Source organism: Streptomyces blattellae (assembly GCF_009709555.1).
Taxonomy (GTDB): Bacteria; Actinomycetota; Actinomycetes; order Streptomycetales; family Streptomycetaceae; genus Streptomyces; species Streptomyces blattellae.
The window spans coordinates 62,321-74,873 of sequence record NZ_WJBG01000127.1 but is presented as its reverse complement, the minus strand read 5'-3'; the positions used below and the strand labels follow the sequence as shown (position 1 = coordinate 74,873).

The 12,553-nt window shown below is 71.3% G+C and carries 12 protein-coding genes and 1 pseudogene; 10 read left to right on the top strand and 3 right to left on the bottom strand.

All coding sequences use genetic code 11. The annotated features are described in order from the left end of the window. Nucleotides 1-4: 4 nt before the first annotated feature. From GFH49_RS11780 to GFH49_RS11770, 3 genes are all read left to right on the top strand, one after another. Complete coding sequence (locus tag GFH49_RS11780; protein ID WP_155055789.1) at nucleotides 5-400, top strand: pyridoxamine 5'-phosphate oxidase family protein; 396 nt, start codon at nucleotides 5-7, stop codon at nucleotides 398-400. A 169-nt stretch (nucleotides 401-569) separates the two neighbouring features. Beyond that, nucleotides 570-920 carry a zinc ribbon domain-containing protein YjdM gene (locus GFH49_RS11775; RefSeq protein ID WP_155055788.1) on the top strand — a complete coding sequence of 117 codons (351 nt, stop codon included), beginning with the start codon at nucleotides 570-572 and terminating at the stop codon, nucleotides 918-920. A gap of 284 nt (nucleotides 921-1,204) precedes the next feature. Continuing rightward, complete coding sequence (locus GFH49_RS11770) at nucleotides 1,205-1,555, top strand: ArsR/SmtB family transcription factor (protein ID WP_196217946.1); 351 nt, start codon at nucleotides 1,205-1,207, stop codon at nucleotides 1,553-1,555. Nucleotides 1,556-1,869: 314 nt separating this feature from the next. On the opposite strand, the gene GFH49_RS41445 is transcribed toward GFH49_RS11770, so the two are convergent. Continuing rightward, the gene (locus tag GFH49_RS41445; RefSeq protein WP_408055899.1) at nucleotides 1,870-1,995 is read right to left on the bottom strand and encodes a hypothetical protein; all 126 of its coding nucleotides are present in this window, start codon (nucleotides 1,993-1,995) and stop codon (nucleotides 1,870-1,872) included. Nucleotides 1,996-2,239: 244 nt separating this feature from the next. Here GFH49_RS41445 and GFH49_RS11760 point away from each other — a divergent pair, with 244 nt between their 5' ends. The 3 genes and pseudogenes from GFH49_RS11760 to GFH49_RS11750 all read left to right on the top strand — a co-directional run. Next, entirely contained in the window at nucleotides 2,240-3,250 is a 1,011-nt protein-coding gene (locus GFH49_RS11760; protein ID WP_155055786.1) for an Acg family FMN-binding oxidoreductase, read from the top strand. A 246-nt stretch (nucleotides 3,251-3,496) separates the two neighbouring features. Further along, nucleotides 3,497-3,943 carry a pyridoxamine 5'-phosphate oxidase family protein gene (locus GFH49_RS11755; protein ID WP_155055785.1) on the top strand — a complete coding sequence of 149 codons (447 nt, stop codon included), beginning with the start codon at nucleotides 3,497-3,499 and terminating at the stop codon, nucleotides 3,941-3,943. 114 nt (nucleotides 3,944-4,057) lie between these two features. Then, a pseudogene (locus tag GFH49_RS11750) lies at nucleotides 4,058-4,592 on the top strand (universal stress protein); the annotation flags it as partial. Nucleotides 4,593-5,109: 517 nt separating this feature from the next. Here the strand turns inward: GFH49_RS11750 and GFH49_RS11745 are convergent. Continuing rightward, complete coding sequence (locus GFH49_RS11745; protein ID WP_196217954.1) at nucleotides 5,110-6,285, bottom strand: MFS transporter; 1,176 nt, start codon at nucleotides 6,283-6,285, stop codon at nucleotides 5,110-5,112. A gap of 313 nt (nucleotides 6,286-6,598) precedes the next feature. Between GFH49_RS11745 and GFH49_RS11740 the strand changes: the two genes are divergently transcribed. The 3 genes from GFH49_RS11740 to GFH49_RS11730 all read left to right on the top strand — a co-directional run bounded on the left by GFH49_RS11740 (nucleotide 6,599) and on the right by GFH49_RS11730 (nucleotide 9,036). Then, nucleotides 6,599-7,021, top strand: a complete 423-nt coding sequence (locus tag GFH49_RS11740; protein ID WP_155055784.1) for a pyridoxamine 5'-phosphate oxidase family protein — start codon at nucleotides 6,599-6,601, stop codon at nucleotides 7,019-7,021. 176 nt (nucleotides 7,022-7,197) lie between these two features. Next, complete coding sequence (locus GFH49_RS11735; RefSeq protein ID WP_155055783.1) at nucleotides 7,198-8,118, top strand: universal stress protein; 921 nt, start codon at nucleotides 7,198-7,200, stop codon at nucleotides 8,116-8,118. A gap of 45 nt (nucleotides 8,119-8,163) precedes the next feature. Further along, nucleotides 8,164-9,036, top strand: coding sequence for a universal stress protein (locus GFH49_RS11730; RefSeq protein ID WP_155055943.1), 873 nt, complete (start codon nucleotides 8,164-8,166; stop codon nucleotides 9,034-9,036). A 5-nt stretch (nucleotides 9,037-9,041) separates the two neighbouring features. On the opposite strand, the gene ppk2 is transcribed toward GFH49_RS11730, so the two are convergent. Further along, nucleotides 9,042-9,851 carry a polyphosphate kinase 2 gene (gene ppk2 / locus GFH49_RS11725; protein WP_155055782.1) on the bottom strand — a complete coding sequence of 270 codons (810 nt, stop codon included), beginning with the start codon at nucleotides 9,849-9,851 and terminating at the stop codon, nucleotides 9,042-9,044. A gap of 50 nt (nucleotides 9,852-9,901) precedes the next feature. On the opposite strand from ppk2, the gene GFH49_RS11720 reads away from it, so the two are divergent. Then, nucleotides 9,902-12,292 carry a phosphoketolase family protein gene (locus tag GFH49_RS11720; RefSeq protein WP_155055781.1) on the top strand — a complete coding sequence of 797 codons (2,391 nt, stop codon included), beginning with the start codon at nucleotides 9,902-9,904 and terminating at the stop codon, nucleotides 12,290-12,292. Nucleotides 12,293-12,553 lie beyond the last annotated feature (261 nt).

Below are 12,553 nucleotides of genomic sequence, written 5' to 3'. Positions count from 1 at the left end.
TCCCATGAGTACCACCCCCGCCACGCCGCGCATGGTCGAGGTCTCCGGCGCGGAGGCACTGTGGCTACTGGAGGGCAGCAGCCTCGGCCGGCTGGTGTACGTGCGTCGGGACCTGCCCGTCGTACGCCCCGCACGGCACCTGTGGGAGTACGGCCGACTGATCGCGCGTACACCGGTACAGGGTGCCTCCGTGCCGCCGACCGCGACCTACCACGTGGACGACGTACGTGCCGCGACCGGTACCGGCTGGACGGTGACCACGACCGGCCCCGCAGAGGTGGTCACCGATGCGGACGAGGCCGCGCACTACCGCCGTACGATCACCGGCTGGACGTACGGCCCGCACGACACGATCGTGCGCATCCACCCGCAGACGGTCATCGGCTTCCGCCTGGCCTGAGGGGCGGAGCGCTGAGCTGACGGCGGGGGCAAGAGCATCTGGATCACCCCGTGCCTGTGAAGGGGCGGCACCCGCAAGGAAGTTCACGAGCAATGACCATCGAGTAGGACCCGGACATCCCGGTCCATTGTGAGACGTGTCCGACCTGAGACTGAAAGATATGTGTGTGATGAGTGAGAACCTCCCCCCTTGCCCCAAGTGCTCCGGCGCGTACGCCTACGAGATGGGCGCACTCCTTCTCTGCCCGGAGTGCGGGCACGAGTGGTCGCCGTCCGAGGAACCGGCGGGCGGCACCGGCACCGAGGTGATCAAGGATGCGGTCGGCAATGTCCTCGCCGACGGCGACACCGTGACCGTGGTCAAGACGTTGAAGGTCAAGGGCAGTCCGACCGGGATCAAGGCGGGCACCAAAGTGCGCAACATCCGTCTCGTCGACGGCGTGGACGGACACGACATCGACTGCAAGGTCGACGGATTCGGGGCCATGCAGCTCAAGTCCAGCGTGGTCAAGAAGGTCTGACCCGGCGCGTCGGGGTCCGATGACGATCGGCTCGGCGGCGGTGGTGTCCCGGTCGGCGAGAGCCGACCGGCGGCCGAAGGGCAGCTTCAGCATGCAGGGGTGGCCGCAGCGGGATTCCCGAGGTCGGCCCTGCTGGGGTACGGCAGCCGGTTCCTGGGTGCGGGTTCGGTCCTGTCAGTGCCGCACGCGAGGATGGGCCGCATGTTGTTGACGAGCAGGTGGATGCGATGCGCCGAGATCCGGCCGGTGGGGCCGCGCTCTTGTGCCGGGGAGGAGACGGCACTGTGAGTACGCCGCTGTACCAACTGAAGGCCGAGTTCTTCAAGACACTGGGGCATCCGGCGCGCATCCGGGTCCTGGAGCTGTTGAGCGAGCGCGAGCACGCGGTGGCGGAGATGCTGCCCGAGGTGGGCATTGAGCCCGCGCACCTGTCCCAGCAGCTGGCGGTCCTGCGCAGGGCCAATCTCGTCGTGACCCGCAAGGAGGGGTCGACCGTGTACTACTCGCTGACCAGCCCACATGTGGCGGAACTGCTCCGAGTCGCGCGGACGATCCTGTCCGGTGTGCTGGCCGGGCAGGCCGAACTGCTCGCTGACTTGCAGGCCGGCCGGCCGGAGGCGAAACCGCCGTCGTAGCGATGGTGCCAAGAGCACCCCGGCAAAGCGCAAAGAGCGGGGCAATGGCCCGTCAGGGAGGGGGCATGGGCCTGTTGCACAAGATCGGCCTGTTGCGCAAGATCCGCGACGCTGAGCGGTACGGCGGCCGTCTCCTGGCTCGGCGCTGACCTCCCCGTCATAGTCCTCGGCCACTCCCTCCCGGGCTGCCCGTACCGCGTCGGGACCCACCAGAACGGAGACGACGTCCCGCCGCACCGGTGGCCGGACGCGCTCCATGGCCGCTGCGGGTCTGCCCCGGTGCCGCGGCATGCGAAACCGGCGAACTCCGCCGGTCACCGCGCCGGTTCCGTTCGCCGCAGTTCGTCGAGCAGGTTCTGCCGCCCGGCCGGCAGCACGGACAGGATCCGGCGTGCCGCGGCCGGCAGCCCGGCAACACCGCCGCCGGCCGGCTCGTACACCACTGCCTCCCGGTGCGGGTGGCGGTGACGATCCCGCAGCGGCGCACCGCCGCCGGCTGCCGCGACAGGCTCGACGGCTCGACCTCGGTTGCCGCCGGCAGGTCTCGGGCCTGCTCCGCTGGGGCGCGGGACGGGAGCAGTCCGACCGGACCCCCGGAAGGGACCGTCGGCCCCTCACCGTGTTCTGTTCGGGCGCTCACACTCGGAGGACAGCATCAGGACGCCGGATCGGGAGGAGGGCGTCATGCACTTCACGCAACTGGATGCCGCGATCGTGGAGCAGTGCCTCGCGGCCGCCGTCGCCGCACCCTCGATCTTCAACACACAGCCGTGGCGCTACCGTCTGGACCCCGAGGCGGTCGCTCTGGAGGTACGCGCCGCTCCGGAACGAGGCCTGCACCATACGGATCCCGCCGGTCGCGCTCTGCACCTCTCCGTGGGGGCGGCGGTCTTCAACTTGCGTGTGGCGGTGGCCCACTTCGGCTGGACGCCGGTCACCCGTCTGCTGCCGGACCCCGAGGACCCGAGCCTGCTCGCCTTGGTACGGCCGACCGGTCCCGCAGCCCAACGCCACAACGGGCGCCGCGCGGACCTGTACGGGGCGATCTGGCGGCGGCACAGCAGCCGACTCCCGTTCTCCGACAGACCGCTGCCGACGGACGTGCGCGCCGAGCTCACCGAGGCCGCACGCATGGAAGGCGCAGTGCTCACCTTCCCCGCTCCCACCGAGACGGCGCGGCTGCTCCGCCTCACCGCGGAAGCCGAGCAACGCAACAGGAACGACCCAGACCGCGGGGCGGAGAGCCGCCGCTGGGTCCACCGGGACCTGGACGGGCCCAGCGACCTCGGAACGCCGCAGACGGTCCTCGGCCCCCAGGACGCTCGCGAGCACATCGCCATGCGCGACTTCACCGCCCAGCGGCGCCCCGAGCGGCTCCGTGCCCAGCCGTTCGAGGCGGCCCCCGTCATCGCGCTGCTGACGACGGGACACGATCGCCGCACGGACTGGCTGCGCGCCGGCGAAGCCCTGGAGCACGCCCTTCTCGTCGCCACGGTCCACGGACTGCGGGCGTCCCTCCTGCACCAATCGATGGAGTGGCCCGACCTGCGCCGATCCCTGAACCCCGCGCCCGAGCACACGGGCCACGCACAGATGCTGATCCGCCTCGGCTACGGCCCGGAAGGCCCCGCCACACCGCGCCGCGCCCCGCGCGAGGTGCTGGACGACGGGGGAGGGCGGCCGTATGCGGTATGACCTGGCTTTCCGGTGGGGTCCACGCCCCGGCATGCACGGACCCGGTCAGTCCGCCTGGGAGGACGTCCCGTACTCCGGGATCAAGGACGTCGCCGACGCGGTCGTGCCTGTCGACGCCGTCTGACAGGGGGCCGTTCTCCGGCACCGTCGGGACCGATGGCCCGTCACCCTCGGCTCCCGTTCGGCGGAACCTGGATCCAACGAGCAGTAGCGCTGCACAGGCCGCACAGGAAGACGGACCGGCTGATGTATTCCCATGACGGTTTCCGCGAACTCGAACGGCAGGAGTGCCTGCGCCGCATGGCGGAGGTGTCCGTCGGCCGCGTCGTCCACACGCGCCAGGCCCTGCCGGCGGTGCTGCCGGTGAACTTCTGCCTGGACACCGACGGAGCGGTACTCCTGTGTACCTCGGCGGCGTCGGAACTCGTTCGCGCGATCGACAGAGCGGTCGTCGCCTTCGAGGTCGACGAGGTCGACACCGTCGCGCATGGCGGCTGGAGCGTCACTGTCACCGGCCGGGCCACCGCGGTGACCGACCCCGCCGAGAAGGAGCGGCTGACCCGGACCGGCCCGCGCTCGTGGGTGCCCTCGGCGGACCAGGTCTTCGTCCGCATCGAGCCGGAGCTGGTCACCGGGCGTGAACTCATCGGCGGACGCAGCATGTACGGAGTGAACCTCCCCTTCCCCTCCTGAACCCGCGCTTCCGGAAAGTCCGTCCCTCGGCTCTCCGTGCCGGGCCCTGGGGCCGTACGGCACGCACTCGTCCGCGGAGCCGCCGCAAGACGGAACCGAAGGGAAAGACGGACAATGACCTCCGAGGCGGTGCGCCGCGGCGCCGCACTTCACGTCGTGTACGCCGTGCCCGACCGCGACGAGGCCGGGCCGGTGCTGGTGCTGGTGACCAAGGTTGCGGAGGACGGCGCCGTGCGGGCGCTGGTCCGCGAGAGCGAGCGCGCGGCGCTCACCGTCGTCGGTACGCGTGGGCTCGGCGGGTTCACCGCCGGCTGTTCGGCTCCGTGAGTCTGCGTCTGGCCGCGCACACGCACAGTCCACGACGCTGACGCGGACGTAGCCGCCTGCGCCTTCGAGGAGGCCGAGCGGCGCGGTGCCCGACTCCGTGTGCCGCACTCCTGGACGCATCGGCATGTCACCCCCGAACTGCCCTCCCTGGTGCCTGCCACGAGCCCGGGGCAGCACAGTGCGCACCGGCCCTGCGCGCGCGTTGCTGGAGGCCACCCGCGAGGCCTCCGGCGTCATCGGCGCCCGCCGCCGCGGCAACGAGTCCGGCTTGCGTCTGGGCCAGGTCGCGTACGCCCTGCTGCACCGCTCACACTGCCCCGTGCCGGAACCGCGCCCCGAGCCGCTCCAAGTGCCCCTGGACAGCGCGACGTTCGAGCCGAAGAAGACCGGGGCCACCGCCACAGAGACCGGACGGGTGGCCGCGATCGCCTGCGGTGCCCTGTCACCGGGCCGGTCGGCCGCACACGGGACCTGTGGGCCTTCCTGCCGCAGGGGCCGTCCCCGGGAGGGCCCGATCGCACCCCGGAAGGAGACCGACTCAAGACTCATGTCCCGTACCGTCATCGTCGGCCTGCACGATGCCACTCTGCGTGTCGTGCACGCGGCAGATGCGACGTACGCCTACCGGCCGTTCGCCGGCGAGGCCGGACCGCCGCCGGGCGCCGACCGGTCCGGTGCGTGCCGGAGGCGGCATCAGCGGGGAACTCGACGTCGATCCGTCGCGTGACGGTTCACCGCGAACGGCACCGCTGGTCGACTCGGCGGTGATGCGGTGCTTCGAGACCGGCGACCAGGGCGAGCGTTCGGCCGACCTGGTCGACGCCGTGGCCCGAGCGCGTTCAGTGGGAGTGGGCGGCGGACGCGCGCCGGGCGAGCGCGTGGCGGACGCCGGTGCTGTTGAAGGCCAGGGCGGCGCCGGACACCAGGGCCAGCAGCACCAGGCCGATCGAGTACGAGCCGTACGCACCGTACAGGGAGCCCATCACCAGCGGCGGCAGGAAGCCGCCCAGACCGCCCGCGGCGCCGACGACACCGGTGACCGAGCCGACCTTGTTCGCCGGGGCCAGCAGGGCCACCAGGGCGAACACCGCACCGCTGCCCGCACCCAGCGCGGCGGCCATCGACAGGAACGCGATCGTGCCCACCGGCGCCAGCGACGGGGTCGCCGACTGTACGAACGCCGCGGTCAGTACGACGGCGAGCGTGCCGGCCAGTACGCGCACGGGCCCGACGCGGTCCGACAGCCAGCCGCCGACCGGGCGCATCGCCACTGCGATCAGCACGAACCCGGCCATCCGGTTCGCGGCGTCGGCCTGGGTGAGGCCGTAGCCGGTCTTGAGGTAGGTGGGCAGGTAGACGGAGAAGGCGACGTAGCCGCCGAAGGCCACCGCGTAGAGCGCGGCCGCCTGCCAGGTCACCCCCAGACGCAGGGTGGCGGCCAGGCGGCGGGCCAGCGGCTCGGCCGGCACCGTACGCCCGGGGGCGTCCCGGAGTATCAGCGCGGCCACCAGCGCGTAGACCGCGAGGACGGCCGCGGTGATCAGGAACGGCGTCGACATGCTGTTCGCGTCGACCAGTTTCACGGTGGTGAGGGCGCTGATGGCGGTGCCGCCCATGCCCATGCCGAAGACGCCGATGACCAGACCCCGCCGCTCGGGCGGGAACCAGGCGCTGACGAAGGGCACACCGACGGCGAAGGCGGTGCCGCCGATGCCGAGGAAGAACCCGCCGGCCAGCAGGGCCGCGAGGGAGGAGTGCCCGGCCAGGCCGAGGTAGAGCACCGGCACGATGGTGGCCGCCGACACGATCGGGAACATCACGCGCCCGCCGAAGCGGTCGGTCAGCGCGCCGACCGGGATCCGGCCCAGCGAGCCCACCACGACCGGCACGGCCACCAGGAGCGACTGCTCGAACGACGACAGGGCGAGGCTGTCCTTGAACCGTGGTCCGAGGGGGCTCAGCAGTGCCCACGCCCAGAAGTTCACGGCGAAACCGACGGTGGCCAGAGCCAGCATCAGCCAAGCCCGGCCGGACGCCGGCGCACCCGACGGTGAGCTGTGTCCCTTCGTCCGCAACAGCTGGACCATGCTGTCCATCCCTTCCCTCTCACCGACGTACGGCGCGTCTCCGGGGTCGCACCGGCCCCGCAGGCCCCTTGCCGGCAGGACGCAGCCCCGCCCCCACTGTCCGCATCCGGTCCGCCCGGTGGCATGGGCCGACAGTCCCTGCCACGGTCAGACAGACCCCAAGTACGACCGGGCAGGCGGGGGCGCGCAAAGGGCCGACCGGCCCTACCACCCCGCGGTCCTCCGCGGGGACGATGAGCTGATGTCCCAGAACGACGCTTTTCGCGCACTCGACCGGCAGGAGTGCCTGCGCCTGCTGGCCAAGGTGCCGGTCGGCCGCGTGGTCTACACCCGGCACGCGCTGCCCGCGGTCCTGCCGGTCAACTTCTCCCTGGACGCGGACGCGTCCGTTGTGCTGTGCAGCTCGGCCGCGTCGGACCTCGTACACGCCATCGACGGGGTCGTCGTCGCCTTCGAGGCGGACGAGTTCACCGCGGCGACCCAGTCCGGCTGGAGCGTGGTCGTCACCGGACGGGCCGGCGTGGTCACCGATCCCACCGACCACGAGCGGCTGGCACAGACCGGCCCCACCTCCTGGATGCCCCTGCAGGACGCGGTCTTCGTACGGATCGCGTCCGAAATGGTCACCGGACGGGAACTCAAGGGGACACGCCGCGCGCAGTGAGCGGCAACCGGCGTACTGCTCGCCGACCCCTTGTCAGGGCCGACAGGCCCCCTGGAAGGACCTGAACGGCCTCTCCACGCCATGGGCCGCACACAGGACGCTGGAATCGCCCCTCTCAAGGCTTCCAAGACGGATTCCACTCAGGGATCCGGTACCTGTCCCCAGGAGGTACCGACATGTCCCGCACCGTCACCGTCGGCCTCGACGGCTCGCCGGAGAGCCGCGCCGCAGCGGAATGGGCGGCTCGCGAGGCGAAGCTGCGCGGGCTGCCGCTGAAACTGGTCAACGTGTGGGCGCCGGCGCCGGACCCCATCGCCCAGGCCCCGCTCCTGGGTGGGGAGACCCACCAGCACTGGACCGAGCCAAGCGAGCTGGAGAGGATCTGGCGGGAAGCCGCCGTCGGCCTCCGGCTGCGCCACCCCGGTGTCGAGGTCACCGTGGAGCAGCTCCATGGCCAGGCCGTAGAGGTGCTGCCCGGCCTGGCGAAGGAGTCCGAGCTGCTCGTCCTCGGTTCCCGCGGGCTGAGCGGGATCGGCGGTTTCCTGGTCGGTTCGGTCGGGCTGGCCGTCGTGGCGCACTCCGAGCGGCCCGTCGTCCTCGTACGGGCCGGCGAGCAGGCCGCCGACGAGCACGTCATGGATCCGTCGGGGATCCCGTCCGCCGCCACCCCGTACCGGCCGGTCGTGCTCGGCCTCGACACCGACAGCCCCGCCGACGCGGTGACCGAGTTCGCCTTCGACGCCGCGACCCGGCGGAAGACCGCCCTCCGCGTGGTCCGCGCCTGGAATCCGCCGCCCTCTATCACCTACGGCCTGCCGCCCGGCGCCGTACCGAACGCCCGACTGGCCGAGCGGGACGCCGCCGCCCTGACGCCGTTGCTGCGCCCCTGGCGGCAGAAGTTCCCCGACGTCGAGATCGTGCAGGAATCCCGTGTCGGAAAGGGCGCCGACCACCTCGTCGACGCCTCACGTGACGCCTCCCTGGTCGTCGTCGGCCGCCGCATCCGCCGCTCGCCGTTCGGCGCCCACATCGGCCCCGTCACACACGCCGTCCTGCACCACGCGGGCACGCCCGTCGCCGTCGTACCGCACGACTGATCTGACTGACACCGAGTGAGAGGAAGGCATAGAGAGATGAGCAGCATGGAGCTGCCCGTGGTCGTCGGGGTCGACGGATCCGCGCCCAGCCTGCGGGCCGTGGACTGGGCCGCGGAGGAGGCCGCGTTGCACGGTGTGCCGCTGCGCGTGGTCTTCGCTTCACTGTGGGAGCGGTACGAAGGTGCGGCACTCGCCCAGGATCTGGGCAGACCCTCGGAGCAGATGCTCGCCGACGACATCGTGGCCTCGGCCGCACGGCGGGCCGAGGACCGCTTCCCGAACCTGAAGGTCTTCACCGACGTACTGCCGGACGACGCCGTACGTGCCCTGGTCGATGCGGGGCGCGGCGCCTCCATGCTGGTGGTCGCCTCTCGTGGCCGCAGCGGCATCGCCGAGCTGGTGCTGGGCTCGGTCAGTCTGGCGGTCGCCGCTCGCGCGGGCTGCCCGGTGATCGTGTTGCGTGGCAGGCACGGGACCCGGCCCGGAACCCGGCAGCGCATCGTGCTCGGAGTCGGCGAGGGGCCGGATTCGGCGGCCGTGCGCTTCGCCTTCGAGGAGGCGGCGAACCGGTACGCCACTCTCCAGCTGGTACGGGCCTGGCGGCGCCCGGCTCACGAGCCACCCGGCGACGCGCTGACGACCGGGCATGGCGTCGGCGACCACGATCAGCGCGCCGCGGAGAGCCTGGACGAGTCACTACAGGACGCCGCACGGGAGCATCCCTCCGTGCGGGTGCGCCGACGGACCGTCGAGGGCCCGGCCCACAAGGCCCTGGTGGCGGAGTCCGGCCACGCCGATCTGCTCGTCGTCGGCGCCCGGCGCCGCCCTGGCCAGTTCGGGCTTCAACTGGGCCGGGTCGCCTACTCGGTGCTGCACGACGCCGCCTGCCCCGTCGCCGTCGTACCGCAGCGGGCATGACCCGGTCACAGGTTCGCCGCGTGATCCGGGACGTAGGTCTGCAGATCGCGCGGCGGGCGTACATAACCGGTCGACGGCGGCCGCTCCGGGAGCTTCAGCACCGACGGCGGCACATCCCGGTACGGCACCGAGTCCAGCAGGTGGGCGATCATGTTCAGCCGCGCCCGGCGTTTGTCGTCGCTCTCGACGACGTACCACGGCGCCTCGGCGGTGTCCGTGTGCACCATCATGTCGTCCTTCGCCCGGGAGTACGCCTCCCAACGGGTGATCGACTCCAGGTCCATCGGCGACAGCTTCCAGCGGCGCACCGGATCCTCCAGGCGCCGCCGGAAGCGTTCCTCCTGGACCGCGTCGCTCACCGAGAACCAGTACTTTCGCAGCAGAATCCCGTCCTCCACCAGCATCCGCTCGAAGATCGGGCACTGGCGCAGGAAGAGCTGGTACTCCTCCTTCGTGCAGAAGCCCATGACGTGCTCGACACCGGCCCGGTTGTACCAACTTCGATCGAACAGTGCGATTTCTCCTGCCGCGGGCATGTGCGCGATGTAACGCTGGAAGTACCACTGAGTGCGTTCGCGTTCAGTGGGCTTGGGCAGAGCCACGATCCGAGCGACTCGGGGGTTGAGATGCTCCGCGACCCGTTTCACCGTGCCGCCCTTGCCCGCCGCGTCCCGTCCCTCGAACACCACGACCAGCCGGGCGCCCTCCGCGCGCACCCATTCCTGCAGCTTCACCAGTTCCGTCTGCAGCCTCAGCAGCTCCCGCTCGTACACCGGGCGCGGCAGCGATTCGGGGCGCTTCTTCTTGTCGGCCATTCCCACTCACCCACTCGATGACGCTCGCAACCACATTGACGGAGCCATTCATGCCCCAGACCAAGCATGAGCACCAGGACAACGGCAACGTGCCGACCGATGAGGAACTGCGCCACCTGGACGCCCACTGGCGGGCCGCGAACTACCTGTCCGTCGGCCAGATCTACCTCCTGTCCAACCCGCTGCTGGCCGAGCCGCTGCGCCCGGAGCACGTCAAGCCGCGCCTGCTCGGCCACTGGGGTACGTCCCCGGGCCTGAACCTCGTCCACACGCACCTCAACCGCGTCATCAAGGCCCGGGACCTGGACGCCCTGTGCATCTGGGGCCCCGGGCACGGCGGGCCCGCCGTACTGGCCAACTCCTGGCTGGAGGGCTCGTACACCCAGACGTACCCGGACATCACCCGGGACGCGACCGGGATGGCCCGCCTGTTCAAGCAGTTCTCGTTCCCGGGCGGGGTGCCCAGCCATGTCGCGCCCGAGACGCCGGGCTCGATCCACGAGGGCGGCGAGCTGGGCTATGCGCTCTCGCACGCGTACGGGGCCGCCCTCGACAACCCACACCTGGTGGTCGCCTGCGTGATCGGCGACGGCGAAGCCGAGACCGGACCGCTGGCCGCCTCCTGGCACTCCAACAAGTTCCTCGACCCGGTCCACGACGGAGCCGTCCTGCCGATCCTGCACCTGAACGGTTACAAGATCGCCAACCCCACCGTGCTGGCCCGGCTCCCCGAGAGCGAACTCGACGACCTCCTGCGCGGCTACGGGCACGACCCGGTCCACGTCACCGGCGACGACCCGGCCGCCGTCCACCGGGCGATGGCCCAGGCCATGGACACCGCCCTGGACCGCATCGCCGCGATCCAGCGCACCGCCCGCGAGGACGGCTCGGGCGAGCGTCCCCACTGGCCGGTGATCGTGCTGCGCACGCCCAAGGGCTGGACCGGCCCGGCGCAGGTCGACGGCCTGCCGGTCGAGGGGACCTGGCGTGCCCACCAGGTCCCGCTGGCGGCGGTGCGGGACAACATCGAGCACCTGCGCCAGCTGGAGGAGTGGCTGCGCTCCTACCGCCCGGAGGAACTCTTCGACGAGCACGGCGGCCCGCGCCCCGAGGTACTGGCCTGCATCCCGGACGGCACCCGCAGGCTCGGCGCCACCCCGCACGCCAACGGCGGGCTGCTGCTGCGCGAACTGCCCCTCCCGCCGCTGGAGCGTTACGCCGTCCCCGTCGACAAGCCCGGCGCCACCCTGCATGAACCCACCCGTGTCCTTGGCGAGTTGCTTGAGGACGTCATGCGGGCCACCGCCGACCGCCGTGACTTCCGCCTGGTCGGCCCCGACGAGACCGCCTCCAACCGGCTCCAGGCCGTGTACTCCGCCACCGGCAAGGCCTGGCAGGCCCAGACCCTGGATGTCGACGAGCACCTCGACCGGCACGGCCGCGTGATGGAGATCCTGTCCGAACACACCTGCCAGGGCTGGCTGGAGGGCTACCTTCTCACCGGCCGGCACGGGCTGTTCTCCTGCTACGAGGCGTTCGTGCACATCGTCGACTCCATGGTCAACCAGCACATCAAGTGGCTGCGGGTCACCCGCCGGCTGCCCTGGCGGGCTCCCATCGCCTCCCTCAACTACCTGCTGACGTCGCATGTCTGGCGCCAGGACCACAACGGCTTCTCCCACCAGGACCCAGGCTTCGTCGACCACATCCTCAACAAGAGCCCGGAGGCGGTACGGGTCTACCTGCCGCCGGACGCCAACACCCTTCTGTCCGTGGCCGACCACGCCCTGCGCAGCCGCGACTACGTCAACGTCGTCGTCGCCGGAAAGCAGCCCTGCTTCGACTGGCTGACCATGGACCAGGCCCGCGTCCACTGCGCCCGCGGCGCCGGGATCTGGGACTGGGCCGGCACCGAGGACGGCGGCGAACCCGATGTCGTACTGGCCTGCGCGGGCGACGTGCCCACCCAGGAAGTACTGGCCGCGGCCCAGCTGCTGCGCGGCCTCCTGCCCAAGCTGTCCGTACGCGTCGTGAACGTCGTGGACATCGCCCGGCTGCTGCCGAGCGAGGAACACCCGCACGGGATGAGCGACTTCGAGTACGACGGCCTGTTCACCCCGGACAAGCCGGTGATCTTCGCCTACCACGGCTATCCCTGGCTGATCCACCGCCTCGCCTACCGCCGCACCGGCCACAGGCACCTGCACGTGCGCGGATACAAGGAGATCGGCACCACCACCACGCCGTTCGACATGGTCGTCGGCAACGACATGGACCGGTACCGGCTCGTCATGGATGTCATCGACCGCGTACCGGGCCTCGCGGTGCGCGCCGCGGCCGTACGCCAGCGAATGGAGGACGCCCGCCTGCGCCACCGCGAGTGGATCCGCGAACACGGCACCGACCTGCCCGAGGTCGCCGACTGGGCCTGGGGCGGCTGAACGGGCCCTCGCAGAGGAGGTCCGTCCCCGGCGTCCGGGCAACCGGGTGATCACTGGGAAGTGGTGCCGTGACCGGCCCGCGCACCTCCGAAGACTTCGGCCGCACTGCGGGCACACACGCGCGAACGCGACCGCCGACCGCTGATTCCCGTCCGGCCCCGGTCAAGGGCCCGGATACCACGTGTGTCGCCAACAGGGTTGCTTTTCCTTGCAATTGGGCACGAAGAGGCTGCATGTACTGCAAGGTCGGCCGGTCGGACG

Coding starts and splice junctions, on each gene's coding strand:
- GFH49_RS11780 (WP_155055789.1), top strand. CDS start 5: ATGAGTACCACCCCCGCCACGCCGCGCATGGTCGAGGTCTCCGGCGCG.
- GFH49_RS11775 (WP_155055788.1), top strand. CDS start 570: ATGAGTGAGAACCTCCCCCCTTGCCCCAAGTGCTCCGGCGCGTACGCC.
- GFH49_RS11760 (WP_155055786.1), top strand. CDS start 2,240: ATGCACTTCACGCAACTGGATGCCGCGATCGTGGAGCAGTGCCTCGCG.
- GFH49_RS11755 (WP_155055785.1), top strand. CDS start 3,497: ATGTATTCCCATGACGGTTTCCGCGAACTCGAACGGCAGGAGTGCCTG.
- GFH49_RS11745 (WP_196217954.1), bottom strand. CDS start 6,285: ATGCTGGCTCTGGCCACCGTCGGTTTCGCCGTGAACTTCTGGGCGTGG.
- GFH49_RS11740 (WP_155055784.1), top strand. CDS start 6,599: ATGTCCCAGAACGACGCTTTTCGCGCACTCGACCGGCAGGAGTGCCTG.
- GFH49_RS11735 (WP_155055783.1), top strand. CDS start 7,198: ATGTCCCGCACCGTCACCGTCGGCCTCGACGGCTCGCCGGAGAGCCGC.
- GFH49_RS11730 (WP_155055943.1), top strand. CDS start 8,164: ATGGAGCTGCCCGTGGTCGTCGGGGTCGACGGATCCGCGCCCAGCCTG.
- ppk2 (WP_155055782.1), bottom strand. CDS start 9,851: ATGGCCGACAAGAAGAAGCGCCCCGAATCGCTGCCGCGCCCGGTGTAC.
- GFH49_RS11720 (WP_155055781.1), top strand. CDS start 9,902: ATGCCCCAGACCAAGCATGAGCACCAGGACAACGGCAACGTGCCGACC.